Raw genomic sequence first — 25665 nt, forward strand, 5'->3', positions numbered from 1 at the left:
TCTTAATATCTCCCTTGACGTGAACCAGTTGAACGAGATTGCGAGTCTGAAGTTGTCTCATTTGCCTGAGTCTCTAGCTCAATTTGATCGTATGCAGAAGAAGACTTCGTGCTACGTTTAGTTTGAGTCTTACCTTCACCAGCCAACTTATCGATTGGCAAGTAAAGCAGGTTGCCACTTGATTCAGAATCAATCAGAACCTTAGAAGTGCTACTGTAGACTTCTTCCATCGTGTCTAGGTATAGACGGTTACGAGTAACTTCAGGAGCTGCTTGGTATTCAGGAAGTAGCTTCTCAAACTGCGCTACTTGACCAAGTGCTTCATTCACTACGCGCTCCGAGTAACCCAATGCTTCTTTCTTCAAACGCTCAGCTCGACCTGTCGCTTTTGGAAGAATGTCGTTACGGTAAGCTTCTGCTTCACGCTCAAAACGCTCTTCATCCTCACGCGCTGCGATAGCATCATCGAATGCGTCTTTAACTTGCTCAGGTGGACGTGCAGACTGGAAGTTGACATCAACAATGACGACACCCATATCGTAGCTGTCTACGATTTCATTTAACGTTTCCTGAGTACTTTGACGAATTTGCTGACGACCAGTCGTCAGGATGCTATCCATCAGAGAGTCACCAATCACTGCACGAAGCGCAGAGTCGGTCGCTTGGCGTAAGCTGTCGTCTGCGTTGGTTACGCGGAATAGGTATTTGTACGGGTCAGCAACACGGTACTGAACATCCATCGCAACCGTAACTACGTTTTCATCTTTAGTCAGCATTAGACCTGATGAACGCAGTGAGCGAATCGCCTGTACGTTAACCGGTGACACTTCATCAATGAAGCGCGGACGCCAGTTTAGACCAGGATCGACAACGCGATCATATTTACCGAGACGTAGCACTACACCACGCTCTGCTTCGCCGATAGTGTAAAAGCCAGCGAAGAACCAAATTGCTATTGCGATTGCTGCGATAACACCAAAACCTAGTGCTCCGCCGCCGCCAATAGACGATCCTTTACCGCCTTTGCCACCACCAAACTTTCCACCCAGTTTCTGACTCAGTTTATTAAACACTTCGTCTAAGTCTGGCGGTCCTTGATCACGGCCACCTTTGTTACCACGATTGTTATTACCCCAAGGGTCATTATCGCGGCCATTGTTGCCGTTGTTATTACCAGGCTCATTCCACGCCATTAGAAAGCTCCATCATTTGATATGACGTTATACTGTAGCAGTCATTTAAGTAACTATAAAGTCACGTAAAACTGCCCCTTCTCTTTTTTCAAGTCTAGACCAATCCACTTGTTGCATGCGAACATTAATCAACAAGTTACCTTCCTGGTCATATTCTTCTCGTTGAATACATTTCATCTGGAAGAATGTACTACGAATTCGCCCTTGATGTTGTGGCGGGATTCGCAATTGATACTGAACCATTTGACTCGCGAGACGCTCCGTCAACGCATCAAACAGCAGCTCAATACCTATGCCTTCCATTGCAGAAACCCAAACTGCGCGAGGAATTCCTTCCTCATCACGTTCTATACGAGGTTTCTGGTCTTCTAGATTATCAATCTTGTTCATGACAACCAGAGACGGTACCTCGTGGGCATCGATCTCTTCTAGTACTTCATGAACAGCTTGAATATTCTCACGAAAACGGTCGTCGCTGGCATCTACAACATGTAACAAAATGTCAGCTTCTTGAGTTTCTTGCAGTGTTGCTTTAAATGCAGCAACAAGATCGTGCGGAAGATGACGAATAAACCCTACCGTATCGGCTAAGATCGCCGGGCCAACATCTGCTAGCTCAATTTTACGTAAAGTTGGGTCTAGCGTGGCAAACAGCTGGTCTGCGGCGTAAACACCTGCTTCAGTAATACGGTTAAATAGGGTCGACTTACCTGCGTTGGTATAACCAACTAAAGAAACAGTCGGGATTTCCGCTCGATTTCGAGCACGGCGACCTTGTTCACGCTGTTTAGCCACTTTCCCTAAACGGCGCAGTATCGCTTTAATACGATCACGCAATAGACGTCGGTCAGTTTCTAACTGAGTTTCACCTGGACCACGTAAACCGATACCACCTTTCTGTCTTTCAAGGTGCGTCCAGCCGCGGATCAATCGGGTTGAGATATGGCGAAGCTGAGCAAGCTCAACCTGCAATTTACCTTCATGAGTTCGGGCGCGTTGAGCAAAAATATCAAGGATCAGACCTGTACGGTCAACCACACGACACTTACACAACTGTTCGAGGTTACGTTCTTGGGCAGGAGAGAGGGCGTGATTAAAAATCACAATATCAGCGCCAGATAACTGCACAGCCTGTGCAATCTCTTGAGCCTTACCCTCTCCGACATAGTATTTAGGGTGTGGAGACTGGCGACTTCCAGTTACAACTTGTAACGCAGAAACGCCAGCTGAAGAGACCAACATCTCAAACTCGCTGAGATCTTCCCACTCCCCTTCTTGCGTGAAGTTGATATGAACAAGTACGGCTCGCTCACCGGCTTCATAACGGTCAAACAAGCAATCAACTCCTTACAAACAAATATGGTAATTCAGAGAATTAATCTTCTGATTTCTCTTGCTGACGATCACCTTGTGGACGATCACCGCTGTGGTGGCTCACTGGACGAGCAGGAACTACCGTAGAAATAGCGTGCTTGTACACCATCTGGTTAACAGTGTTTTTCAGCAAGATAACAAACTGATCAAATGATTCGATCTGACCTTGTAGTTTAATTCCGTTTACAAGGTAGATAGATACTGGAATACGTTCGCGACGTAATGCATTTAAGAATGGGTCTTGTAGAGATTGCCCCTTAGCCATTTTTATTTTCCTTATTTTGTAATTTTGTTTTAGTTATTTAGCTAGTGGTGCGCTGCATTAAAAGATGCGGCCTTTGCTCTGAGCTAAACGAATAAAATAACACCCTGTCGCTACTTGTTATGACGACTTTGAAGCGAAATTTCAAGTAACAGATCCTTTACAGGGCACATTCACGCAAAAGCGATCACATTATACACAGCTAAAACCTTCAGATGCTATGGCATTTGAGACAGTTTCTAGCGCGTGTTCAATGTTTTCACTATCTAACCAAGTTAAATCATCCCAGCTGCGTAACCAGGTGATTTGTCGCTTGGCCAATTGACGGGTTGCACAGACGCCCTTAAAAATGGCTTCATCTAACGTGCAGTTCCCATCCAAATAGTCCCACATCTGCCTATAACCTACACAACGAATCGAAGGTAGATCTGGGTGAAGATCGTCGCGAGCATATAGCGCACGCATTTCATCTTCAAAACCCGCTTCGATCATCTTCTCGTAGCGCAGCTCAATTCGGCGATGGAGCTCTGCCCTTTCCTTGGGAGCTATTGCAAACTGTTTAACTCGGTACGGCAGGCTTTCGCCCTTAGTTTGAGTTAACTCAGTAAGAGTTTTACCTGAAATTCGATAAACTTCCAATGCCCTAGACAATCTTTGTGGATCATTCGGGTGGATTCGCTCTGCTGAGACAGGATCAATCTCTTTTAACTGATCGTGTAATTTATCCCAACCCAAAGCTAATGCTTCTTGCTCTATCTGTTGGCGAATTTCAGTATCTGCGGCTGGTAGTGGCGATAGCCCTTCCAGTAACGCTTTGTAGTAAAGCATGGTGCCACCGACGAGTAGTGGGATCTTGCCTTGCTCTACAATTTTATTCATTTCATTCAGCGCATCACGACGAAAATCAGCAGCAGAATAGGCTTCACTAGGATCAAGAATATCGATCAAGCGATGCGGCGCTTGGGCTTGTTCCTCGGCATCAGGTTTTGCCGTACCAATATCCATTCCTTTGTAGATCAGTGCTGAATCAACTGAAATGATCTCTACCGGGAATTTCTGGCGTAAACGAATCGCAAGATCCGTTTTTCCTGACGCTGTTGGCCCCATTAAAAATAGAGCTAAAGGTAATTCTGTGTTGTTCATAATTCTAACGCTGCAATCGTTGCAGAAAAGTCTACTGGCTTAACAAAGGTTTGGTCACTAAGTGGAAGTCTTCCTTGCCACAATTGCTCTACATCAGCAATGATCTGGATGGCTTCCGACAAAGTGTAGTCACTTTTTACCTGAGTAATATGATCACTAAGCCATTTTGCTAACTGGGTATGTGACAGCGGCTGTGAAGCGGCTTGACACGAGACCGCGTAAGATAGCAGATCTGGCACCAGTTGTTGCAAGTTTTGTTGCCTCAAAGGTTGGGGCACGCCCATAACCATCAGCGCCTTATTACCGCGTGCTTTTAGCTCAATGCCAAATGTATCTAGCGTTGGCTGAAGCGCTTGCGCAACTTCGAGCAGAGCATCATCTAACTTAACCGACAAAGGAACCAATAACGGTTGGCTTTTTAAATTACGTTCGCGAGTCGACAATTGACCATTGATCCGAAGCCACTCCGCTTTAGCAAGGTTGACCAAACGCGTACCTTGCTTATCTGCCATCACAAGATACCGACCTTGTACGACATGGATTGCTTTTCCTAACGATTCGACAACCTGAACATCAACTTGTTCATTCGAAATCGTCTTTGCCGCTGGGATTTGCGCTTTTTCCGCTTCTGCGATCTCCGGAGTTTGGAGTAATTCCTGATAGGCTTTTACTTCCTGCTTACTCGGTGCAGGTTCGCTATAGCGCTCAGTGACTCTTGGCTTGTTTAGCGGGCGAGATTCTTGCCATTCATGTCTTGGCTGCGCTTCACGCACACTCTCTCGACTTTCGCCATAATCGGCTTTACCGGGATAAGAAGGCACTGACTCAATTGCGCGATATTCTTGCTGAGAAGTACGATTTGCCACTTCACGAGGTGCAGAAATTGGCTCTGGCTCATCCGATGGATTTGATGGCTGCTCTACATGGAATGCAGACGCGGTTTGTTCTGGCTTATCAATATGGGCACTTTGAGCCAAGGCATCACTCAACGCTTGATAGATAAAGTCATGCACAAGACGCGCTTGATGGAAGCGAACTTCATGCTTGGCAGGATGTACATTGACATCGACTTGATGTGGGTCGAGTTCGATAAAGAGCACATATGTCGCAAACTGATCGGGGCGCAGGCTAGTCTCATAGCTTTGGCGAATCGCGTGATTGATCAGTTTGTCACGCATCATACGGCCATTAACGTAACAGTATTGCAGATCGCTTTGCTGACGAGCACCCTCTGGCGTGGTGATCCAACCATGCAGCTTGAGCCCCTGATGCTCTAGCTCTATTTTGAGCATGTTACGCACAAAGGCATTACCACACACTGCTGCAATACGCTTTTCTGCCTGTGCCTCAGTTTTCGCCGCGCGATACTGTTTAATGAGTTTACCGTTGTGTCTGAGATTGATCGTAACGTCGAAGCGGCTAAGCGCAATCCGTTTCAATAACTCATCTATATGGGTAAATTCGGTTTTCTCTGTACGCAGAAACTTGCGCCTCGCTGGCGTATTGAAGAACAGATCAAGCACTTCAACCGTGGTACCAATAGGATGGGCAGCAGGCTGAAGCTTAACCTGCATCTCGCGGCCTTCACTGTACGCTGACCAAGCTTGCTCTTGTGTCGCGGGTCGTGAGGTCATGGTTAAACGGGCAACAGAACTGATACTCGCTAAGGCTTCACCACGAAAGCCTAAGCTAATGATCGCTTCCAGATCGTCAAGGGTGTGAATCTTCGACGTGGCATGTCGACTTAGCGCCAGACCTAACTCATCTTTGACGATCCCTTTGCCATTGTCGCGCACACGGATCAGCTTAGCGCCGCCCTTCTCGATATCAATATCGATGCGTGTTGCGCCAGAATCTAAGCTATTTTCCACCAACTCTTTGACTACAGAAGCGGGTCTTTCTACCACTTCACCCGCCGCGATTTGGTTGGCAAGGCGCGCAGGAAGGATCTTAATCGTCACGTCTGGCACTCACTTTAGTTGTGGGGAATGATCAACACCTGACCAACCGCCAACTGATCAGAACGCAAGTTGTTGGCTTTGCGAATGTTGTTCACACTGACCTGATACTTGCTGGCAATTTTGCCCAAGAACTCACCACGCTTAACTGTGTGCTTACGTAGTGGTTGATCTTTCATACTCACAGTAATCTTTAACTTTTGCCCAAGCTTTAATGTATCGGACTTGAGCTTGTTTTCTTTCTTAATCGCAGCAACTGAAACTTTGTACTTCTCTGCGATTTTTCCTAGATACTCACCACGCTGTACTACGTGAGTCAAAGTCTTAGTTTCGACTGGATTCTTAATTTGTGGCACCGAGATAGACTTACTTGAACCCGGAATCGTCAGCATCTGACCAATGGCTAAGCTTGTGCTCTTGAGCTTATTGGTCTGCATAATCGCTTTCGTCGACGTACCATACTTACTGGCTATCAACGACAGCGACTCACCGCGTGCCACTTTGTGCTTGATGGTTTTACCGCGATTAGCAAACAGAGTGCCTTCTGGAGGGTTTGCCTCAAAATACTGGACAATCGCCTTAGCAAGCGAGCGCGCCAGTTTGTCTTGGTGGCTGCGCTGGAACAACAATCTTTCTTCGGTCGGGTTAGTAATGAAGCCCGTCTCAACGAGTACAGAAGGAATATCTGGTGACTTCAATACCGCTAAGCTTGCGTTAACCGGATCTTTCTTGTGCAGCTTGATGCCAGCTCGCGTCATTTCTCGCAGGATCTTCGTTGCCAGTTTATAACCTTCTTTTTGTGAGTGGCTAAACTGTAGATCGAGCAGAGTCTGACTGACATTCCTATCGTTATTGTTCTTTGAAAGGACTTCTCCAGCCCCTCCTAGTAGTTGAGATTGTTCCTCATGATTCTCTACCCAACGCGCTATCTCCGAGTTTGCTCGACGAGTATTCAAGACAAATACTGAACCACCGCGCGGTTGAGGCGTATGGAAGCCATCGGCGTGAATCGAAACCAGCAAGTGTGCTTTGTTACGGCGAGCTATCTCTGAACGTTTGTTTAAATTGACAAAGTAGTCACCGCCTCGGGTCAGTACCGCTTTCATTCCCGGCACAGCATTGATTTGGGCAACGATCTTCTTAGAAATTGCTAAGGTCGCATGCTTTTCATATTTTTTGCTCGGACCAATTGAACCAGGGTCTTCGCCACCATGACCAGGGTCAATCGCCACTACGATATCTGCCGTTCCGGCCAACTGAGAAGCATCACGGCTCACTGTTGTCGAGCTGCTTGATTTTGCAGGAGTTGAGGTTGCTTTCTTCTGACTGCCATGAGGCATATCGATCACAAGACGGTGACCATATTGCCCACCCGGAGTGGGTGCAAGCTTAAACAGTTGAGGAGTCACTTTTCGTTTTAGCTCAAACACCAAACGATAAGTGCCTTTATTGGGCGGAGAGCTTTTACGGATCTTTTTCAAGACTGGACTATCGGTGATGTTGATAGGCAGCTTAGTGCTCAGAGACGTTTTCTTTAAATCAACGACTAAACGCTCTGGACTAGAGAGCGTAAAATAGCTGTAGTCAGCTTCTGATGAAAGATCGATGACAACACGTGTCTCATCAGGAGAAGGCCAAACACGAATCCCTTCTAGCGCGTTTGCAAATGCAAAACCGGGCGCAAGAGTAAGAGCAAGAAGAAATGGAAAGAAAACAGCTCTTATAAAAGTACTCTTCAACATAACTCCAACTGTTCTAATAATTGACATCCGTACTGATTATTTGCCGTCAGTACAACAACACGTGCCTCTCCGTCGTAACGAAGATCAATATCCAGATCGGCTTCTGGCAGCAGACCTTGTCCTTTCTCAGGCCACTCCACCAAACAGATAGCATCGGAAGTGAAGTAATCACGGATCCCCATAAACTCAAGTTCTTCAGGATCCGCTAAACGGTAAAGATCAAAATGGTAAACCTGCCACTGATCCAATTGATAAGGTTCAACGAGAGTGTAGGTTGGGCTTTTTACATTGCCTTCATGACCAAGCGCGCGAACAAAACCACGACTAAATGTCGTTTTACCTGCACCCAAATCACCGTGTAAGTAGATGGTGGTTTGCTGAGAGCACAAGTGTGCCAATGCTGTCCCTAATTGAATCGTTGCTTGTTCATCTTTAAGGGCGAATTGTTTGGTGGTCATGAAGATCAATCTCTACGCTGTGACTATATAAAAATCAAAAGAACAGGAATAGTAAACTGGGTTGGAATTGAGAGACAAGAGATCTTGTGTAAGTAAAACGAAAAATCAGCGATTTCTTGCCATTTTTCGCTTTTCCTTGGCTAGATCCTGCATATAAGATCCGTTAAGATCCTGCCCCCTTTACCCGGAGCAATCAGAATGAACTACCAAGAGCTCGCAGACAAGATCAAAATTTGGGGCCAAGAACTTGGCTTCCAAAAAGTTGGCATCTGCGATGTAGATCTCTCTGAGCATGAAGCTGAGCTACAAAAATGGCTTGATGCAGGCTATCACGGGGAAATGGACTGGATGGCTCGTCACGGGATGATGAGAGCGCGTCCCGCTGAATTGCTGCCGGGGACTGTCCGTGTCATTAGCGTACGTATGAACTACCTGCCTCCTGAAGCGCAATTTGCTGCCAATCTATCAGATCCGACTCAAGCCTATATAAGCCGCTACTCTCTTGGGCGTGATTATCACAAGTTAATCCGCAACCAGTTAAAAAAGCTCGGGCAAAAAATAGAACAAGAAGTTGGCAGCTTTGGCCACCGACCTTTTGTTGATTCCGCACCGATACTTGAAAGGCCTTTGGCGCAGAAAGCCGGATTGGGCTGGACTGGAAAACATTCACTTATTCTAGATAAAGAGTGTGGCTCATGGTTTTTCCTTGGTGAGTTACTGATAGATCTTCCTCTTCCAGTCGACGAACCCAGCGTTGATGAATGTGGCAAATGCAAAGCTTGTATTACCTCATGCCCGACACAAGCCATCGTAGATAATGGTATTGTCGATGCAAGACGCTGTATCTCCTACTTAACCATTGAGTTTGACGGTGTCATCCCTGAAGAGTTTCGCAAAGCCATGGGCAACAGAATCTATGGCTGTGACGACTGCCAACTTGTTTGTCCTTGGAACCGTTTCTCAGATTTAACCGATCAGCAAGACTTTCACCGTAGAGAGGCATTGACCAATGCGAATCTCGTTGAGCTATTTAAATGGGATGAAGCGACTTTCTTAAAAAATATGGAAGGTTCAGCTATTCGCCGTATTGGACATTTACAATGGTTAAGAAATCTGTCGGTCGCAATGGGAAATGCTCCCTACTCCATCAACATCATTGAAGCGCTAGAAAGTCGCCTCGGCCTGAGTGAGACTTTAGATGTACATATTCAATGGGCTCTAGAACAACAACAAGCTCAAACCCCAACACAATCCACTAAGCTAAATAGGTTGATTAGAATTGTCGAAAAAGGCTTACCACGCGATGCATAATGCTTGCCGAACTTAGTCACTCAGAGTTTGACCTAGCTCCAAAAACCAAAATGTGGAAAAAAGAAAGAACGATTACTCATTTTCTTACAGATGGAGAAGTTAATCACAGTGGCAAGAAATGACTAGGATCAAAAAACAGTGACTTAATGATCGTAAATACCTACTAACCCAAGCTAGGAAAAACATAAAAATAACTTGAAATTCAACTGGTTAGGTTAAATTTAGAGTTAGGTAGGAAAGTTTCAAAAACAAAAAGATCGTTTTAGTCAAGCGTTATACATGAATAAAAATCAGGTTACCCACCAAGTTATCCACAATTAGACATCTGTGGATAAGTCTGTTGACTAACATGCCAAACCCTAGCTCACATAATGCTTGCTATTGATTCTGACTGAGCACATCTCGTGCTGAGATTTAATATTGAGACATAAAAATGCCCACCTAAAAACTAGGAGGACTTTTTACTGATTTGGGGTTCATGCTTCGCAGCATTAGCTAAAGAGCGGTGACCGTAAGGTCTATTCAAATGAAAATCATCTGAAGGAGATTTGGATCGTCTCGGCTGGATTCAGTCACGAGGTTCCTCGTGTACGCCAAGCTTCCTAAAATTTGGAGCGACACACGAGGTTCGAACTCGTGACCTCAACCTTGGCAAGGTTGCGCTCTACCAACTGAGCTAGTGTCGCATCTTTGTCACCGTTAAGCACGATGAAGGCTATTAAATTGGAGCGACACACGAGGTTCGAACTCGTGACCTCAACCTTGGCAAGGTTGCGCTCTACCAACTGAGCTAGTGTCGCTTTGGTTGCGGGGGCCGGATTTGAACCGACGACCTTCGGGTTATGAGCCCGACGAGCTACCAAGCTGCTCCACCCCGCGTCCGTATTCACCATTTAAGGCATGATGAAAGCCTTTAAACTTGGAGCGACACACGAGGTTCGAACTCGTGACCTCAACCTTGGCAAGGTTGCGCTCTACCAACTGAGCTAGTGTCGCATATTCTCATAAGAGAATTGGTTGCGGGAGCCGGATTTGAACCGACGACCTTCGGGTTATGAGCCCGACGAGCTACCAGGCTGCTCCATCCCGCGTCCATAATCATTGTTAAGCACAACGAAAGCTTTAAATTTGGAGCGACACACGAGGTTCGAACTCGTGACCTCAACCTTGGCAAGGTTGCGCTCTACCAACTGAGCTAGTGTCGCTTTGGTTGCGAGGCCGGATATAAATCGATGACCTTCGCGAGGTTTTATGAATAGCTGAGCCCGACGAGCTAGCGAATCACAACACCTAAAAATTTGGTTGCGGGGGCCGGATTTGAACCGACGACCTTCGGGTTATGAGCCCGACGAGCTACCAAGCTGCTCCACCCCGCGTCCGTATTCACCATTTAAGGCATGATGAAAGCCTTCAAATTTGGAGCGACACACGAGGTTCGAACTCGTGACCTCAACCTTGGCAAGGTTGCGCTCTACCAACTGAGCTAGTGTCGCATATTCTCATAAGAGAATTGGTTGCGGGGGCCGGATTTGAACCGACGACCTTCGGGTTATGAGCCCGACGAGCTACCAAGCTGCTCCACCCCGCGTCCGTATTGTGTCACCGTTAAGTACGATGAAGACTTTTTAACTGGAGCGACACACGAGGTTCGAACTCGTGACCTCAACCTTGGCAAGGTTGCGCTCTACCAACTGAGCTAGTGTCGCATCAACAACGTTTCCGTCGTTCAGGGCTGCGAATTATAAGAGCATTTTTTTGTGATGCAAGTCCTTCATGCAAAAAAAATCCATTTTTTTCCTGTTTGGATGAAAAGCGCACATCAATCATCAAAACAGCTTGAAATTTAAACGAAATGCATTTCGTTAAATAACATAAAAGTAACCTCACCTATGCTCAAATTGGGATATTGACCTGCATTTTGGTGACTTAATGTCGCTGATGAATGCAATTTTTAATATAACTATTGGCTATAAAAGCCTCGTTCCAATGGTTACAAGATTTCTCCTAGTTAAGGTTCAGTGTCCATGTCGTTGCAAAGGATTGTTTTTCGAACGCTCATACCCTTATTTGTCGCTACGCTAATTGTTGGTTGTGGCTCTATGCCTAAACCCATGCGTAATCTCGGCAAAAGTGACGTTGATTTTGTTATGGATGTCCATGCGAGACAGCTAAAGATACAGATGGTGGAGCTGACACGAAAACTCTACGTCCGCAATCCAATTCAACTACATAAGAACCCGCAAGCGACCATAGAAAGTCGCATTACCCAGATTTTTGGTTCTGAAGAGAGTATCGAACTTCCCTCTTTAGTTTTTGATGAGCTTAATGGCGTCACTGGAATTGATGCAATCTTGCTAAGTTTTGATGAGAATTTTCAGGGAGACCGAGTATTTGCCGCTATCGTCGGCCTATCAGAGATGCTGCGCCGTTCATACAACCACCAGCAAGAGTTTTTTATCATCGATTCATTAGATGAGCAGTCTTTATATAACAGTGCGCGAAACATAGAGATCTTCGTGTGGCGACTCTATCATCGCAAAGACCAGTATGGGAACCCGCTGATTTACAGTAATGATACCGATGAAGATGGCGGTGATATCAGCTTTGACCGCCGATTTACTAAGATGGTTATGATTCAAGATATGATGGCACTCATCGTTGCAGACAAAACAAATCGAGGGATTACCAAGGTAGTCCATGGCGTTGCTCAGTTTGCTTTCCTCCCCGTGCCATAAACAAAAACGCCAGCGAATGCGCTGGCGTTATTAAAGTCAATTAAATTGAGATAATCGTTTCACGATAGTACTGAAGTTCGGCTATCGACTCTCGAATATCGTCTAACGCAAGGTGACTGCCTGTTTTGGAAAAGCCATCAAGTACTTCAGGCTTCCAACGACGAGTAAGTTCCTTCAATGTACTCACGTCAATGTAGCGGTAGTGGAAATACTGCTCAAGCTCGGCCATGTGCTTGTATAAGAAACGTCTGTCTTGACCAACACTGTTACCACAAATTGGCGATTTACCTTTAGGTACCCATTTTTCTAAAAACTCAATCGTTTGACGAATAGCTTCTTGCTCATCGATTTTACTTTCGCGTACACGCTTAACCAAACCACTGCCCGTATGCGTGGTTGTGCACCACTCATCCATTTTAGCCAGTTCTTCTTCTGGCTGATGAATGGCAAGTACAGGTCCTTCAGCTAAAATATTCAATTCACTATCAGTCACTATGGTGGCGATTTCGATAACTTTGTGGGTTTCTGGGTCCAGTCCTGTCATCTCAAGATCAATCCAAATTAAATTTTGATCGCTAAAGGACATAAATCGTTGCCTATTGGTTTTGTGCTAAAAGAGGTACTATACCCAAATTCCGATACCCAAGATAGATTGAGATACTCGCTGTCAGACAGGTATCACCCGATAAATTAATCAACTGAAGTAGAGAAACGTGGCTAAAAAGAAAAAGCTAACCAAAGGTCAGGTGAGGCGTGTACGCCATAACCAAAAACGCAAACTTAAGCAGGAAGAGACCATCCAGTGGGATGAATCTATGCTTGGAGGGAGTAAATCAGGCCTGGTTATCACTCGTTTTGGACAACACGCAGATATAGAAGATCTCGAAAGCGGAGAAGTCCAGCGCTGTAATCTTCGTCGCGGTATCGAATCTCTGGTTTCTGGGGACAAAGTTATTTGGCGCCCTGGCCTAGAGTCGATGGAAGGCATCAATGGTGTGGTTGAAGCCGTCGAGCCAAGAACTTCAGTCTTAACACGCCCTGATTACTACGACGGTTTAAAACCTGTCGCTGCGAACGTAGACCAAATGGTCATCGTTTCTTCAGTTCTACCTGAGCTGTCGCTCAACATCATTGATCGCTACTTGGTCGCCTCTGAAACCTTGAGCATTGCTCCACTGCTGGTACTGAACAAAATTGATCTTCTTGAACAAGAACAACTGGCTGAATACAAATCTTGGCTAAACGAATACGAGCGCATTGGCTACAAAGTGCTGTTTGTCAGTAAACAAACCGGGGAAGGTATTGCTGAGCTCGAAGCCGAGCTGAAAGATCGCATCAATATTTTCGTCGGTCAGTCTGGCGTCGGCAAATCAAGTCTAGTCAATGCGCTTATGCCTCAATTTAATGTTGAGGAAGGCGAGATCTCAGAAAACTCCGGCCTAGGCCAACACACCACTACCGCATCTCGCCTTTACCATATCCCAACAGGGGGCGACCTAATTGACTCACCGGGAGTTCGTGAGTTTGGTCTGTGGCACTTAGAGGCCGAAGAAGTGACTAAAGCCTTTGTTGAATTTAGGCCTTATCTAGGTGGCTGTAAGTTCCGTGATTGTAAACACAATGACGACCCAGGATGTGTACTGCGTCAGGCCGTTGAAGATGGTGAGATCAACGAAATACGCTTTGAAAACTATCACCGTATCCTCGAAAGCATGGCGGAAAACAAAGCCAATCGACAATACTCTCGTAGCAAAAAAGCGGATTTGTAACCGCAATTTTGTAAGCAAACTCTCGCAACTGCTGACTTTTGGGCGCATTTTGAGTAACATCTCGCGCCCAGAATATAGTCAATCATCAAAATAGCATTGGAATTGAACACAATGGATAAGATTAAAGTTGGACTGCAATATTGGATCCCTCAGCACGGCTTAACGCGCTTAGTGGGCAAGCTAGCTTCAGCAAAAGCTGGCGGTCTAACAACAGCAATCATCAAGTGGTTTATTAAGCAATATAACGTCAACATGGATGAAGCACTTCATTCTGATCCTAAACACTTTAAGACGTTTAACGAATTTTTTGTTCGTGAGCTAAAAGATGGCGCACGCCCAATCACCGAAGAAGCCACTGTTATCACGCATCCAGCAGACGCTTGTGTAAGCCAGTTTGGTCCTATCACTGATGGCAAACTGATTCAGGCAAAAGGCCATGACTTTACAGCACAAGAGCTACTAGGCGGAGATGCAGAGTTAGCTCAAGAATTTGCCGACGGCGAATTCGCGACACTGTACCTTTCACCGCGTGATTACCACCGAGTACACATGCCATGTGACGGCACACTTCGTCAGATGATTTATGTACCAGGTGATCTATTCTCAGTTAACCCGCTGACTGCTGAGAACGTGCCAAACCTGTTCGCACGTAACGAACGTGTAGTATGTATTTTTGATACTGAGTTTGGACCAATGGCACAGGTGCTTGTTGGTGCAACAATTGTTGGTAGCATTGAACAAGTTTGGGCTGGCACAGTAACCCCACCACGCGGCAATACCGTTTACAAATGGGACTACCCTGCAAAAGGTGATAAAGCGGTAATCCTTAAGAAAGGTGAAGAAATGGGTCGCTTTAAGCTAGGCTCGACAGTTATCAACCTATTCGCCAAAGATGCGGTGAAATTTGATGACACGATGCAAAATGGTCAACCTACGGTAATGGGTACACCTTACGCTCATACCGCTCAAGCTGAACAAGCAGCGGAATAATCACCAACACTCAACTCTGAAGCCTCGCAATCGCGGGGCTTTTTTTGACCCAAAGCAAACCTCCCTCAACAATTTCAACTGTTTATCAAAATTCTAGACTTGGTCTAAGACCTTTCATTCATTGTGAACTAATCTGTGGCTTCACTAATACTTTTGAGGTAAAGGATTGTATGCCAAAGGTAGAATCGGGAATTATCATTAAGCTATTGATCAGTTTTGGTCTGCCAATCGGTGTGCTGTTTATGCCCATTGACTGGATCCCTATTGATGATCTGACCCTGATTCAGCATCGACTGTTGGCAATCTTTCTTCTCGCAGCACTACTTTGGGTACTAGAGCCCGTCCCAGTGTTTGCGACTTCGATTTTGATCATCGCCTTAGAGCTGGTGATGATTTCAGACAAAGGACTACATTTATTCCGCAACCCTCCTGCTGGACATGATTTGGGGGAGCTGATGAACTACACGGACATCTTCAGCGCCTTTTCCTCGCCGATCATTATTCTGTTTATGGGTGGGTTTGCCCTGGCGATCGCCGCCTCTAAGTATGAACTCGACAACAACTTAGCGCGTGTACTACTCAAGCCTTTTGGCCACCAGCCTAAGTTCATCATGCTTGGCTTGATGTTGATTACTGCCGTGTTCTCAATGTTTATGTCCAACACCGCGACAACGGTAATGATGCTCGCTTTACTTGGCCCGATTGTCGCTTCGGCACCTAAAGGCGATATTGGTATCAAAGCCTTAGTACTGTGTATCCCGATCGCCGCTAACACAGGCGGTATTGCGACTCCAATCGGTACGCCACCGAACGCCATCGCACTTCAGTACCTCACTGGCGAGAACAGTATCGATTTCTTGAGTTGGATGATGATGGGATTACCTTTTGTGATTGTGCAACTGACTATCGCTTGGTTCCTGCTGCAAAAGCTGTTCCCTTCTTCCCAACCAACCATGAAACTTAAATTAGATGGGCAATTCCAAAAGAACTGGCGCGCTATGGTGGTTTACGCCACGTTTGCCTCAACCATCCTACTGTGGATGACGACCAAACTGCATGGCATGAACACCTATGTTGTTTCCATTATTCCACTGGCTGTTTTCACGCTCACTGGCATTATGGGCAAAGCTGAGCTCAAGCTGATTAACTGGGATGTACTGTGGCTAGTTGCCGGTGGTATTGCAATTGGTATCGGTTTGGATAAAACCGGATTAGCCGCAGCCCTAGCGCATGCGATTGATTACGAATCGCTATCACCAATCGCCGTGGTTCTTACTCTGTCGATTGTCTGCTGGCTCATGGCAAACTTCATGTCCAACACCGCGACTGCTAACCTGCTGATGCCGATTGCAGCTGCCATTGGGGCTTCAATGGAGAGTTTAGCTAGCGTCGGTGGACTGCAAGGATTATTGGTCGTTGTCGCCTTCTCCGCATCGCTTGGCATGATTTTACCAGTATCAACACCGCCAAACTCTCTGGCTTACTCTACTGGTCTTATCGAGAGTAAAGATATGGCCAAAACCGGGCTAATTATCGGTGTGATTGGCTTAGCAATTGTTTATGCCGGAGCACTGCTACTTACTTAATTACCGTATGGCATTTAATATTTATTGACTGAAGGTCACAGTTCAATCAATATTCGCCCTAAATAGGTAAGTTAGTCGGTGTTCCTGTACATAGATCAAGCAAATTAGTCGCGCGGGATTATAAAATCAGTTCAATAATAACAAGAACATCCATTTCACTTTCAATGTGAGATTTCTATCCGGCGGTAGTGCCCACGAGGTTCGGTTGATGCTCTCCACATGGCAAACACCTTCTCCCAGTGTCTCTCCACTCCGCTTTTCTCAATCTATTGTCTCGTATATGAAGGAAAGGCAATGAGAAATACAATAAAACTAAAAATGCAGATTGCGATTGCAATCGTTATCGCAGTGGTCAGCGGGGTTCAAGCTTGGATCTCGGTAAGCCAATTAAAACAAGAAACCACCTCAGCCCTAAACAGTGAAATGGCCAATGTCAGCCACGCCACTACTCGCTACATTAGTGATTGGTTAGCCATACGCAGCGATATGATGCTTGCTAACGAGAAAACCATCGTCCAGTCAGATAACTCTGACCGTGAAATGCTGATTACCAAGCGAGCGGGGGACTTTCTTTCCGTTTATGCTGGCTTCGATGACGGCTCCATTGCCTACGGCGATAAAACTGAAGACTGGCCTGCCGATTACGATCCAAGAACTCGACCGTGGTATCAAGATGCCATGAAAGCCTCTGGGCTGATCCTGACCGAACCTTACCAGGATTTTGATGGCAGCATTGTTGTCAGTTTTGCCAAAGCCTTTTCCGGTGAAAGAAACGGGGTTCTTGCCGCCGATTTAACCGTCACTAACATTATCAGTGAAGTGCTCAATGTCACACTAGATAACGATGGCTTTACCTTCTTAGTGGATGGTAATAACAACATCGTGGCCTATCAGGATGAAAAGCTAAGCCAACAGCCTTTAACCGTTCTTAACCCAGTACTGAGCCATAACATGGTTAATGAACTTGTCAGCAAATCAGCCCTATCAACCATTAGTTGGCCGGATCAAGGTGACAAACTTATCTATGTTACCAATGTCCCGACGACAGACTGGTCTTTAGGTATCGTGGTCGATAAGGATCTCGCCTTCGCTTCCGTCACTGAACAAATCCAGTTTACTGCGCTCGCTTCTATCATCCTGTATTTAGTGATTGCCACATTCAGTACCTACACGATCACTAAACTGCTTAAACCGCTGCAAGACTTGTCAGCATCCCTTTCTCAACTGTCTAAAGGTGAAGGCGATTTAACCCAACGAGTCGAGATTAAGCGCCGAGACGAAATCGGTGAAGTTGCGGAGCATGTCAACCAGTTCTTGAGTCAAATGCAGGCAATGATCAGTGGCATCATCAACCACAGTGAAAAACTTGCCAACCAAGCTGTTCAGGCAAATGAACTATCACAGCAGGCGTCTCATCAAGTTGAGGCGCAACAAAATGATGTTAACCAGATAGCGACAGCCATCCATGAAATGTCGGCTACAGCGGCAGAAGTCGCAAGCCATGCTGAGCTCACAGCGGCCGCTTCTCAAACTTCATCAACCGCTTGTCAGGATGGCCAACAAGTGATTCAGAAAAACCGCCAAGCGATCGTTGATCTAGCCGATCAGGTCATGGCTGCCGCGGGCGTGATCTCTGAGTTAGAAAGTAACACTCAAAGCATTAATCAGATCCTCTCGACCATTCAAGAGATTGCTGAACAGACCAACCTATTGGCGCTTAACGCAGCGATTGAAGCGGCACGCGCTGGTGAGCAAGGGCGCGGTTTTGCCGTGGTTGCGGATGAGGTTCGCGTACTGAGTCAACGAACTCACGGCTCGACCGAAGAGATCCGCAATATGATCGAGACGCTGCAAAACAATACTCAGTTAGCGGTTAACAGCATGCAGAGCAGTACCTCGCTTGCCGATACAAGTGTCGACTATGCTCAGCAAGCAGCCGATAGCTTGGGTCATATCACTGACGCGATCACTGAAATCAACGATATGGCGCTACAGATTGCGAGTGCAGCCGAAGAGCAACGAGCGGTGAGTGAAGATATCAGTCGCAATACACAAGGGATTAAAGATGCTTCTGATGTCCTTGCTTCACAAGCGCTTCAAAGCAGTGAAAGTGCCGATAACATGCGTGATTCGGCTGAAACGATGCGCCGCGAGGTCGGGCGCTTTAAGGTTTGATCTTTGATTTAACGCTGTTTTAATGCATATTGTCAGCCATTACTCTTCCAAATTCACAAGGAATTCGTGTCAATGGGATATGAATGGCTGGCATTGGCAGCGGCATTTCTCTGGGCGGTAGCCAGTCTACTTTCGGTTGTTCCGGCGCAACATTTAGGAACCTTTGCCTATAGTCGTTGGCGTATGGGTTGTACCTCTGTGATTTTAGGGGGTATGGCACTGATTACTGGCGGTTGGGCCAGCGTAGAAACCAGCGCCATTTCTGCCATGATGTTATCTGGCGTGATCGGTATCTTCATCGGAGATACTGCCCTATTCGCCTGCCTCAATCGCATGGGACCAAGACAAGCTGGTCTGCTTTTTTCTTGCCACGCCGTTTTCTCCGCTGTACTCGGCTACTTCCTGTTTAGTGAAACCATGACCTCTCTAGAATTGTTGGGATCAGCATTGGTTTTTTCTGGCGTGTTAACCGCGATATTTTTTGGTCGTAAAGGGCAAGCCAATAATCAACTTGAGTCAATCAGGGGGAGTATTTGGGTTGGGGTCGGCTTAGGTTTACTAGCAGCACTTTGCCAAGCACTCGGTGGAATTATTGCTAAACCTGTTATGCAAACAGCAATCGATCCAGTTGCGGCATCGGCCATGCGTATGATGACAGCATTTGCTGCTCACTGTCTGTTTTTCCTCACTGGTGCCAAACTTGCGCGAGCTACGCTACCCATGAACCTGCGAATTTTCTCCATTACCGCAATCAATGGTTTCCTCGCCATGGCAGTCGGAATGACCTTGATCCTATATGCCCTTCAGGAAGGAAATGTCGGTATGGTGGCACTACTGTCTTCCACAACTCCTATTATGTTGCTGCCTATACTTTGGATTTACTCAGGTAGGCGCCCTAACCGTTTTGCATGGATTGGGGCCATCGTTGCCGTTGTAGGAACAGGAATTTTGGTCGCATAGGCTATTAGAGTAATAGGTATTTCCCACTGTCAATTTCCGCCTTACGCGAGAAAATAAGGACTAGTACAAGTGGTTGGGAAAAATACCTACTGGAAGTAAGGTGAAAGATAACAACAATATTTCACAAACAATATTTGATCTTAACCTACAGTTTTGGTTAAAAAGTGTAGTAAAATTACGCTAATTTAGTTTCCAAAGTTACTTTGAAATTTGACGAGGTCATCACTATGACAGCTAAGAAGCCTATGGCTCTAGTTATTCTTGACGGTTACGGACACCGTGAAGATACAGCAAGCAACGCGATCGCGAACGCAAAAACTCCATTCCTTGATAGCCTGTTTGCTAATAAACCAAACACTCTAATCTCTGCTTCTGGCATGGATGTTGGCCTACCTGACGGTCAAATGGGTAACTCTGAAGTAGGTCACACAAACATCGGCGCTGGCCGCGTTGTATACCAAGACCTAACTCGCATCACTAAATCTATCGCTGACGGTGAATTTGCACAGACTCCTGCTCTAGTTGAAGCAATCGACTCTGCTGTTAAAGCAGAAAAAGCAGTACACATCATGGGCCTAATGTCTCCAGGTGGCGTACACTCTCACGAAGATCACATCTATGCAGCGGTTGAAATGGCAGCAGCACGTGGCGCTGAGAAGATTTACCTACACTGCTTCCTAGACGGTCGTGACACGCCACCACGCAGCGCAGAGAACTCTCTAAAACGTTTTGACGAGCTATTCGCTAAACTAGGTAAAGGCCGCGTGGCATCGCTAGTAGGTCGCTACTACGCAATGGACCGTGATAACAACTGGGATCGCGTACAAGTTGCTTACGATCTTCTCACTCAAGCGAAAGCAGAATTTACTTTTGACTCAGCAGTGGCTGGTCTTGAAGCAGCTTACGCTCGTGAAGAGAACGATGAGTTCGTTAAAGCGACAGCGATCAAAGCTGAAGGTCAAGAAGACGCAGTTATCGCAGATGGCGATGCTGTAATCTTCATGAACTACCGTGCTGATCGTGCTCGTCAAATCACACGTACTTTCGTACCTGCATTCGACGGCTTCGAGCGCGCTGTATTCCCAGCAATCAACTTTGTAATGCTAACGCAGTACGCAGCTGACATCCCGCTAGCAATCGCATTCCCACCAGCATCTCTAGAGAACACTTACGGTGAGTGGCTATCTAAGCAAGGTCAAACTCAGCTTCGTATCTCTGAAACAGAAAAATACGCACACGTAACTTTCTTCTTCAACGGTGGTGTTGAGAGCGAATTCGACGGCGAAGAGCGTCAACTTGTTGCTTCTCCAAAAGTAGCAACTTACGACCTACAGCCAGAAATGAGTTCAGAAGAGCTAACAGAGAAGATGGTTGCGGCGATCAAATCTGGTAAGTACGACACAATCATCTGTAACTACCCTAACCCAGATATGGTTGGTCACACTGGCGTTTACGAAGCAGCAGAGCAAGCGATCGAAGCGATCGATGCATGTGTTGCTAAAGTAACGGCTGCTATCGAAGAAGCTGGCGGCCAAATGCTGATCACAGCAGACCACGGTAACGCGGAAATGATGGTAGACCCAGAGACAGGTGGCACGCACACTGCTCACACTAACCTACCAGTTCCTCTAATCTACGTTGGTGAGAAAGAGGTTGAGTTCAAAGAAGGCGGTAAACTGTCTGACCTAGCTCCAACTATGCTTTCTCTAGTCGGTCTGGAAATTCCAGCAGAGATGACAGGTGAAGTTCTAGTTAAGTAATTAACAATGAGCTAAGAATCTTCAAGCCCGAGCCATTGCTCGGGCTTTTTGTTTTCAGAGGCTCAGTAACAAGTTTTGACATTGCGCTTTCTTCTGATCAAAAGGTTTGGGTATACTGGAAGCTTCTCAAATAGTTAGGGCAAATTTGTAACATGGCTAGCACCCCACTAAAGACTCTGTTTACCAACAAGGTTTGGCTTACGCTCGGGTTAATGCTTTGTTCTTTCTCAATCACTCCTAGCTATGCAGCAAACAACTCCGAGCTAAAAGGCGTCAGCGGTGAGATCTCTCGCCAAAAGCAGTCACTGTCTTCTCAGCAAAAGAAACTCGACTCACTGCAAAAATCACTCAAATCCCAAGAAATCACGATCACTCGTTTAGAAAAAGAGATCAAAGAATCCAAAGCCTCTTTAGCCAATACGAATAAAAATATCCGTAATCTTGAGTCTAAAGTCGAGCAGCTCGAACAGCAAAAGAAAGCTCAAAGCGATAAGTTGGCTGAGCTTATTCAAACTTACTACGTCACTCAACGTGCTAAAACCTCCTCTAACATTCTTAACCAAGGCGTCGAAGAAGATAGAATTAGCCAGTATTTCCAGCACCTTGCTAAGGAGCGAGCAACTACGATTGCCGAATTGGAGAAAACGGTTGATGAGCTAGGTGATAGCCGCGAACAGCTCAAGCTAGAGAAACAGCAAATCACCAACCTGCTTAAACAGCAGACCAACAAACGCGATCAACTGGCAAGTACTCAGTCTAAACGTAAAGGGACTGTCTCGCAGATACGTAAGAGCATTTCCAATGACAAAGTTTACCTCTCTGAGTTGCAACGCAACGAAACTCGACTGAAAGCAGAAATAGCTAAAGCCGCTAAGCGCAACGCCGTCCCTATGGATGGTTTAGCTCGTCAAAAGGGCAAACTGCCATGGCCGGTCAAAGGTAAGATTCTGCACAACTATGGCTCTCGTCAAACCGGGCAGATCAATTGGAAGGGTATGGTAATTAATGCCAACTACGGCCAATCAGTGAAAGCGGTTTATTCAGGAACTGTTGTCTTTGCTGACTACCTGCGCGGCTACGGCTTGGTGGTTTTACTCGACCACGGTAAGGGTGACATGACTCTGTATGGCTTTAACCAGAGCCTACTTAAGAAGGAAGGTGATAAAGTCATTGCAGGTGAAAGTATTGCTTTAGCTGGCGATACCGGAGGCCAACCACGCCCATCACTCTACTTTGAAATTCGCCGTAACAGTAAAACTCAGAACCCTAAGAGCTGGCTAACTCGCTAGTAGCAACCAATGTGGCGTTCAATTAGCGTTGAACGCCCAATCCAAGCAACTTTACGCGCGATAGTATTGCTCAACCGCCTCGATAAATGCATTTAACTGCTCTTTAGGTAATGCATTAATACCTGCAGCGGCTGCTCGTCCACCGCCACTAGGAAACTGAGTACAAATATCCCCTGCCCCTTGTTTATTGTTCAGCGGCGCACGTAGCGAAACAGTATAGGTTCCATCACTGTTTTCAGTTAATACCGCATGTGCAGAATTTGGCGTTTGATTTGCCAAGTGATTACCATAAACACCACTAATCCTGCGAGATGACGCCTGATTGGGTAATTCAAAGACAGATAACTTAGCGCTGCGATATTTAGCTTTTACCGCCAGTGCACCATCCATATCTGCCTGATAAGCCGCCCGCAAAACTAAAAATGGAGAGTTGTGATCAGCTATAACAGCAAAAGGATCATCGTAGGCCAAAAGCTCTTGGAACAGTGCGGCAGGATGGAAATGCAGATCTTCTAACTCTGCACCGTAACCATTGTAGTTGATGAGTGTCCCTAGCTGTTTGAGTTGTTGTTTTTGCTCATCACTCAAACCTGCCTTATCAGCTAGCTCATCCGCTTTAGCAATTAGATTGTCACCGTAGGCAGCCGTAATCGCCCAAGCGTGATATCGTCCATCCAGTAACTCATCAATGATTAAAGCGGTACAGGTATTTGCATCTAGGTCGATATGGGCGTCTAAATTGGCATTACGCGGAATATCTCCAGACTTATGGTGATCGGCATAAAAGACATTGGATCCGGTAGCTAGCGCTTTCTCCAGACCGGCTTTGTTCTTCTCCATCGAGATATCTAAAACCGTTAGTGTATCGTCAGCACTGAGCGATATCTTTTCGAGCAACTGGATGTCGCGTTTAACACCAGTGACTAAAGTGGATGGCTTAGGATCGGCTAAACGGAGTTGAAGCAGTGCAATCACTCCATCGGCATCACCATTAAAAACATCGAAGTGCATAAAACAAAACCCATTAAAATATCTCTCGATACTCTAATGGGTTCTCACTGATTGAACAATTTCAATTAGTTATGACTAAGCATGAATTGCTTTAACGCCATCTTCCAATAATTGAAGCTGCTCTAAGCCTTGTGCTGTGGCTTTCGGTTTTACTACAGAAATCATTTGCAGCATGCCCTGATGGATAACCTGCTCGGTGATCTTTGTTTTCGGTGACATTGCCGCTTGGTAGCCCAACCAACTTGAAGCAATCATATGCAGTGTGGTCACCAGTGACTTCATCTCACTATCTTCCACAGACACAAGATCAAGGTCGACAAACGCACGCATGATATTGATGAGGTTGGTTTGCAGCTTTTCTTGAACCTGGATGTATTCTTCATGTAGCTGTTCATCGCGCTGAAGAATCTCCGGCAAGTTAGCGTAGAAGAAGCGATACTTCCACATCAAAGTAAAGATCGAATCCAAATAGTGCTTGAGTAGAACTAAGCTCTCTTGCTGACCTTGAATAGGCGTGAAACGCTCAAGAAGTTCATTAGAGTATAAAGCGAAGATCTCGCGCACGATTTCTTGCTTGTTACGGAAGTGGTAATACAGGTTACCCGGACTAATATCGATATGTGCGGCAATATGATTGGTTGTGATATTACGCTCACCATGCTGGTTAAATTGTTCCAGTGCAGCTAGCACTATCTTGTCACGAGTTTTCATGAATTATCCGTATTCCTTTCTATATGTCTAACGGCAGTATAGCGGCTAGTGTAACCTATAACAAAAAAGCGCCTGGTCGTATCAGGCGCTTTTCATAAATTACTCAGTTATTTGTGGTACGGCTTGGATAACTCATGCACCGCTTCAACAAATACGCCCGCGTTTTCTGGCGGCACATCTAGGTGGATACCGTGACCAAGGTTAAACACGTGACCTGTGCCTGCATCGCCGAAGCCTTCAAGGATAGTTGAGACCTCTTCACGGATACGCTCTGGAGATGCGTAAAGCATAGATGGATCCATGTTACCTTGCAGAGCAACCTTATCGCCCACACGTTTCACCGCGTCTTGGATGTTGATTGTCCAGTCTAGACCTACTGCATCACAACCTGTTGCTGCGATTTGCTCTAGCCACATACCACCATTCTTAGTAAATAGGGTCACAGGTACACGGCGACCATCGTTTTCACGGATTAGACCGTCTACGATTTTGTGCATGTATTGCAGTGAGAATAGGTTGTAGTCACGCGGTGTCAGCACACCACCCCAAGTATCAAACACCATAACAGATTGAGCACCTGCTTTAATCTGCGCATTTAAGTACTCGATAACACTGTCTGCTAGCTTATCCAGTAGCAGGTGTAGCGTTTGTGGTTCTGCGTACATCATCTTCTTGATCTTAGTGAAAGCTTTAGAGCTACCACCTTCAACCATGTAAGTAGCCAGCGTCCATGGGCTGCCTGAGAAACCGATTAGCGGTACATCACCATTAAGATCTTTACGGATCTGACGTACTGCATTCATTACGTATTTAAGCTCACCTTCTGGATCTGGGATACCGATCTTTTCGACGTCCGCTTTACAGGTAATTGGCTTGTCAAATACAGGACCTTCACCTGCCGCGAAACGTAGCTCAAGGCCCATTGCGTCAGGAATAGTTAGGATATCAGAGAACAGAATCGCGGCATCAAGAGGAAAACGGCGCAAAGGTTGAAGCGTAACTTCTGATGCTAGCTCTGCATTCTTGCACAAAGACATGAAATCACCCGCTTCTGCGCGAGTTGCTTTGTACTCTGGAAGGTATCGACCTGCCTGACGCATCATCCATACTGGAGTGTAATCTACTGGCTCTTTTAGTAGCGCACGAAGATAGCGGTCATTCTTTAATTCAGTCATTCCGTTTTTCCAATTTTTAGGCTCATTTTTGTTGCGGCTATTCTAACACTGTTTGACTCGCAA

20 protein-coding genes and 10 tRNA genes are annotated in these 25665 nt (G+C 46.0%); 9 read left to right on the top strand and 21 right to left on the bottom strand.

The annotated features are described in order from the left end of the window. Window positions 1-2 precede the first annotated feature (2 nt). The 7 genes from hflK to tsaE form a co-directional block, all read right to left on the bottom strand. The gene (gene hflK, locus LYZ37_RS13425; RefSeq protein ID WP_272785821.1) at window positions 3-1193 is read right to left on the bottom strand and encodes an FtsH protease activity modulator HflK; all 1191 of its coding nucleotides are present in this window, start codon (window positions 1191-1193) and stop codon (window positions 3-5) included. Between the two features lie 45 nt (window positions 1194-1238). Beyond that, window positions 1239-2528: a ribosome rescue GTPase HflX gene (gene hflX / locus LYZ37_RS13430; RefSeq protein WP_069667377.1), complete on the bottom strand. Its 1290-nt coding sequence runs from the start codon at window positions 2526-2528 to the stop codon at window positions 1239-1241. Window positions 2529-2568: 40 nt separating this feature from the next. Continuing rightward, window positions 2569-2832 (bottom strand): RNA chaperone Hfq, encoded by a 264-nt coding sequence (hfq, locus tag LYZ37_RS13435; RefSeq protein WP_004743153.1) that lies wholly within the window; start codon window positions 2830-2832, stop codon window positions 2569-2571. Window positions 2833-3021: 189 nt separating this feature from the next. After that, complete coding sequence (miaA, locus tag LYZ37_RS13440) at window positions 3022-3972, bottom strand: tRNA (adenosine(37)-N6)-dimethylallyltransferase MiaA (RefSeq protein WP_004743154.1); 951 nt, start codon at window positions 3970-3972, stop codon at window positions 3022-3024. Next, window positions 3969-5933, bottom strand: coding sequence for a DNA mismatch repair endonuclease MutL (gene mutL / locus LYZ37_RS13445; RefSeq protein ID WP_272785822.1), 1965 nt, complete (start codon window positions 5931-5933; stop codon window positions 3969-3971). Before mutL ends, miaA begins: the two co-directional genes overlap by 4 nt. Window positions 5934-5947: 14 nt before the next feature. Further along, on the bottom strand, window positions 5948-7672 hold the full coding sequence (locus LYZ37_RS13450; protein WP_272785823.1) for a LysM peptidoglycan-binding domain-containing protein: 1725 nt from the start codon (window positions 7670-7672) through the stop codon (window positions 5948-5950). Next, complete coding sequence (gene tsaE, locus LYZ37_RS13455) at window positions 7666-8130, bottom strand: tRNA (adenosine(37)-N6)-threonylcarbamoyltransferase complex ATPase subunit type 1 TsaE (protein ID WP_004743157.1); 465 nt, start codon at window positions 8128-8130, stop codon at window positions 7666-7668. Before tsaE ends, LYZ37_RS13450 begins: the two co-directional genes overlap by 7 nt. Before the next feature lie 198 nt (window positions 8131-8328). Here tsaE and queG point away from each other — a divergent pair, with 198 nt between their 5' ends. Beyond that, window positions 8329-9441, top strand: a complete 1113-nt coding sequence (gene queG, locus LYZ37_RS13460; protein WP_272785824.1) for a tRNA epoxyqueuosine(34) reductase QueG — start codon at window positions 8329-8331, stop codon at window positions 9439-9441. 610 nt (window positions 9442-10051) lie between these two features. On the opposite strand, the gene LYZ37_RS13465 is transcribed toward queG, so the two are convergent. From LYZ37_RS13465 to LYZ37_RS13510, 10 genes are all read right to left on the bottom strand, one after another. Further along, window positions 10052-10127: transfer RNA gene (locus LYZ37_RS13465), tRNA-Gly, on the bottom strand. A 38-nt stretch (window positions 10128-10165) separates the two neighbouring features. Further along, a tRNA-Gly gene (locus LYZ37_RS13470) sits at window positions 10166-10241 on the bottom strand. 2 nt (window positions 10242-10243) lie between these two features. Then, window positions 10244-10320: transfer RNA gene (locus LYZ37_RS13475), tRNA-Met, on the bottom strand. Between the two features lie 41 nt (window positions 10321-10361). Then, a tRNA-Gly gene (locus tag LYZ37_RS13480) sits at window positions 10362-10437 on the bottom strand. An 18-nt stretch (window positions 10438-10455) separates the two neighbouring features. Continuing rightward, a tRNA-Met gene (locus LYZ37_RS13485) sits at window positions 10456-10532 on the bottom strand. A 38-nt stretch (window positions 10533-10570) separates the two neighbouring features. Next, a tRNA-Gly gene (locus LYZ37_RS13490) sits at window positions 10571-10646 on the bottom strand. Between the two features lie 94 nt (window positions 10647-10740). After that, window positions 10741-10817: transfer RNA gene (locus LYZ37_RS13495), tRNA-Met, on the bottom strand. Window positions 10818-10858: 41 nt separating this feature from the next. Beyond that, window positions 10859-10934 (bottom strand) — tRNA-Gly (locus LYZ37_RS13500). An 18-nt stretch (window positions 10935-10952) separates the two neighbouring features. Next, window positions 10953-11029 (bottom strand) — tRNA-Met (locus tag LYZ37_RS13505). 42 nt (window positions 11030-11071) lie between these two features. Then, window positions 11072-11147 (bottom strand) — tRNA-Gly (locus tag LYZ37_RS13510). A 318-nt stretch (window positions 11148-11465) separates the two neighbouring features. Between LYZ37_RS13510 and LYZ37_RS13515 the strand changes: the two genes are divergently transcribed. Further along, window positions 11466-12176, top strand: coding sequence for a hypothetical protein (locus tag LYZ37_RS13515; protein WP_239846360.1), 711 nt, complete (start codon window positions 11466-11468; stop codon window positions 12174-12176). A 40-nt stretch (window positions 12177-12216) separates the two neighbouring features. Here the strand turns inward: LYZ37_RS13515 and orn are convergent, their stop codons facing one another. Further along, the gene (gene orn / locus LYZ37_RS13520; protein ID WP_272785825.1) at window positions 12217-12762 is read right to left on the bottom strand and encodes an oligoribonuclease; all 546 of its coding nucleotides are present in this window, start codon (window positions 12760-12762) and stop codon (window positions 12217-12219) included. A 127-nt stretch (window positions 12763-12889) separates the two neighbouring features. Between orn and rsgA the strand changes: the two genes are divergently transcribed. The 7 genes from rsgA to LYZ37_RS13555 all read left to right on the top strand — a co-directional run bounded on the left by rsgA (window position 12890) and on the right by LYZ37_RS13555 (window position 22705). Further along, window positions 12890-13945, top strand: coding sequence for a small ribosomal subunit biogenesis GTPase RsgA (gene rsgA / locus LYZ37_RS13525; protein WP_171326028.1), 1056 nt, complete (start codon window positions 12890-12892; stop codon window positions 13943-13945). A 111-nt stretch (window positions 13946-14056) separates the two neighbouring features. Next, on the top strand, window positions 14057-14935 hold the full coding sequence (asd, locus tag LYZ37_RS13530) for an archaetidylserine decarboxylase (protein WP_272785826.1): 879 nt from the start codon (window positions 14057-14059) through the stop codon (window positions 14933-14935). Window positions 14936-15105: 170 nt separating this feature from the next. Continuing rightward, window positions 15106-16521 carry an SLC13 family permease gene (locus tag LYZ37_RS13535; RefSeq protein WP_171326032.1) on the top strand — a complete coding sequence of 472 codons (1416 nt, stop codon included), beginning with the start codon at window positions 15106-15108 and terminating at the stop codon, window positions 16519-16521. Between the two features lie 294 nt (window positions 16522-16815). Next, window positions 16816-18696, top strand: coding sequence for a methyl-accepting chemotaxis protein (locus LYZ37_RS13540; RefSeq protein WP_272785827.1), 1881 nt, complete (start codon window positions 16816-16818; stop codon window positions 18694-18696). Between the two features lie 72 nt (window positions 18697-18768). Further along, window positions 18769-19656 (top strand): DMT family transporter, encoded by an 888-nt coding sequence (locus LYZ37_RS13545; RefSeq protein ID WP_272785828.1) that lies wholly within the window; start codon window positions 18769-18771, stop codon window positions 19654-19656. 227 nt (window positions 19657-19883) lie between these two features. Then, window positions 19884-21416: a 2,3-bisphosphoglycerate-independent phosphoglycerate mutase gene (gene gpmM, locus LYZ37_RS13550; RefSeq protein ID WP_272785829.1), complete on the top strand. Its 1533-nt coding sequence runs from the start codon at window positions 19884-19886 to the stop codon at window positions 21414-21416. Between the two features lie 152 nt (window positions 21417-21568). Beyond that, on the top strand, window positions 21569-22705 hold the full coding sequence (locus LYZ37_RS13555; protein WP_272785830.1) for a murein hydrolase activator EnvC family protein: 1137 nt from the start codon (window positions 21569-21571) through the stop codon (window positions 22703-22705). 51 nt (window positions 22706-22756) lie between these two features. Here LYZ37_RS13555 and LYZ37_RS13560 read toward each other — a convergent pair whose 3' ends face one another. From LYZ37_RS13560 to hemE, 3 genes are all read right to left on the bottom strand, one after another. Next, complete coding sequence (locus tag LYZ37_RS13560) at window positions 22757-23716, bottom strand: DHHA1 domain-containing protein (RefSeq protein ID WP_272785831.1); 960 nt, start codon at window positions 23714-23716, stop codon at window positions 22757-22759. Between the two features lie 75 nt (window positions 23717-23791). Continuing rightward, on the bottom strand, window positions 23792-24427 hold the full coding sequence (locus tag LYZ37_RS13565) for a TetR/AcrR family transcriptional regulator (RefSeq protein ID WP_069667361.1): 636 nt from the start codon (window positions 24425-24427) through the stop codon (window positions 23792-23794). Between the two features lie 107 nt (window positions 24428-24534). Beyond that, complete coding sequence (gene hemE / locus LYZ37_RS13570) at window positions 24535-25602, bottom strand: uroporphyrinogen decarboxylase (RefSeq protein ID WP_069667360.1); 1068 nt, start codon at window positions 25600-25602, stop codon at window positions 24535-24537. Between the last annotated feature and the right edge of the window lie 63 nt (window positions 25603-25665).

Source organism: Vibrio tubiashii, assembly GCF_028551255.1.
Taxonomy (GTDB): Bacteria; Pseudomonadota; Gammaproteobacteria; order Enterobacterales; family Vibrionaceae; genus Vibrio; species Vibrio tubiashii_B.

Excerpts from the sequence above, each read along its gene's own strand:
- hflK (WP_272785821.1), bottom strand. The coding sequence starts at position 1,193 with ATGGCGTGGAATGAGCCTGGTAATAACAACGGCAACAATGGCCGCGAT.
- hfq (WP_004743153.1), bottom strand. The coding sequence starts at position 2,832 with ATGGCTAAGGGGCAATCTCTACAAGACCCATTCTTAAATGCATTACGT.
- miaA (WP_004743154.1), bottom strand. The coding sequence starts at position 3,972 with ATGAACAACACAGAATTACCTTTAGCTCTATTTTTAATGGGGCCAACA.
- LYZ37_RS13450 (WP_272785823.1), bottom strand. The coding sequence starts at position 7,672 with ATGTTGAAGAGTACTTTTATAAGAGCTGTTTTCTTTCCATTTCTTCTT.
- tsaE (WP_004743157.1), bottom strand. The coding sequence starts at position 8,130 with ATGACCACCAAACAATTCGCCCTTAAAGATGAACAAGCAACGATTCAA.
- queG (WP_272785824.1), top strand. The coding sequence starts at position 8,329 with ATGAACTACCAAGAGCTCGCAGACAAGATCAAAATTTGGGGCCAAGAA.
- LYZ37_RS13515 (WP_239846360.1), top strand. The coding sequence starts at position 11,466 with ATGTCGTTGCAAAGGATTGTTTTTCGAACGCTCATACCCTTATTTGTC.
- orn (WP_272785825.1), bottom strand. The coding sequence starts at position 12,762 with ATGTCCTTTAGCGATCAAAATTTAATTTGGATTGATCTTGAGATGACA.
- asd (WP_272785826.1), top strand. The coding sequence starts at position 14,057 with ATGGATAAGATTAAAGTTGGACTGCAATATTGGATCCCTCAGCACGGC.
- LYZ37_RS13535 (WP_171326032.1), top strand. The coding sequence starts at position 15,106 with ATGCCAAAGGTAGAATCGGGAATTATCATTAAGCTATTGATCAGTTTT.
- LYZ37_RS13540 (WP_272785827.1), top strand. The coding sequence starts at position 16,816 with ATGAGAAATACAATAAAACTAAAAATGCAGATTGCGATTGCAATCGTT.
- LYZ37_RS13545 (WP_272785828.1), top strand. The coding sequence starts at position 18,769 with ATGGGATATGAATGGCTGGCATTGGCAGCGGCATTTCTCTGGGCGGTA.
- gpmM (WP_272785829.1), top strand. The coding sequence starts at position 19,884 with ATGACAGCTAAGAAGCCTATGGCTCTAGTTATTCTTGACGGTTACGGA.
- LYZ37_RS13555 (WP_272785830.1), top strand. The coding sequence starts at position 21,569 with ATGGCTAGCACCCCACTAAAGACTCTGTTTACCAACAAGGTTTGGCTT.
- LYZ37_RS13560 (WP_272785831.1), bottom strand. The coding sequence starts at position 23,716 with ATGCACTTCGATGTTTTTAATGGTGATGCCGATGGAGTGATTGCACTG.
- LYZ37_RS13565 (WP_069667361.1), bottom strand. The coding sequence starts at position 24,427 with ATGAAAACTCGTGACAAGATAGTGCTAGCTGCACTGGAACAATTTAAC.
- hemE (WP_069667360.1), bottom strand. The coding sequence starts at position 25,602 with ATGACTGAATTAAAGAATGACCGCTATCTTCGTGCGCTACTAAAAGAG.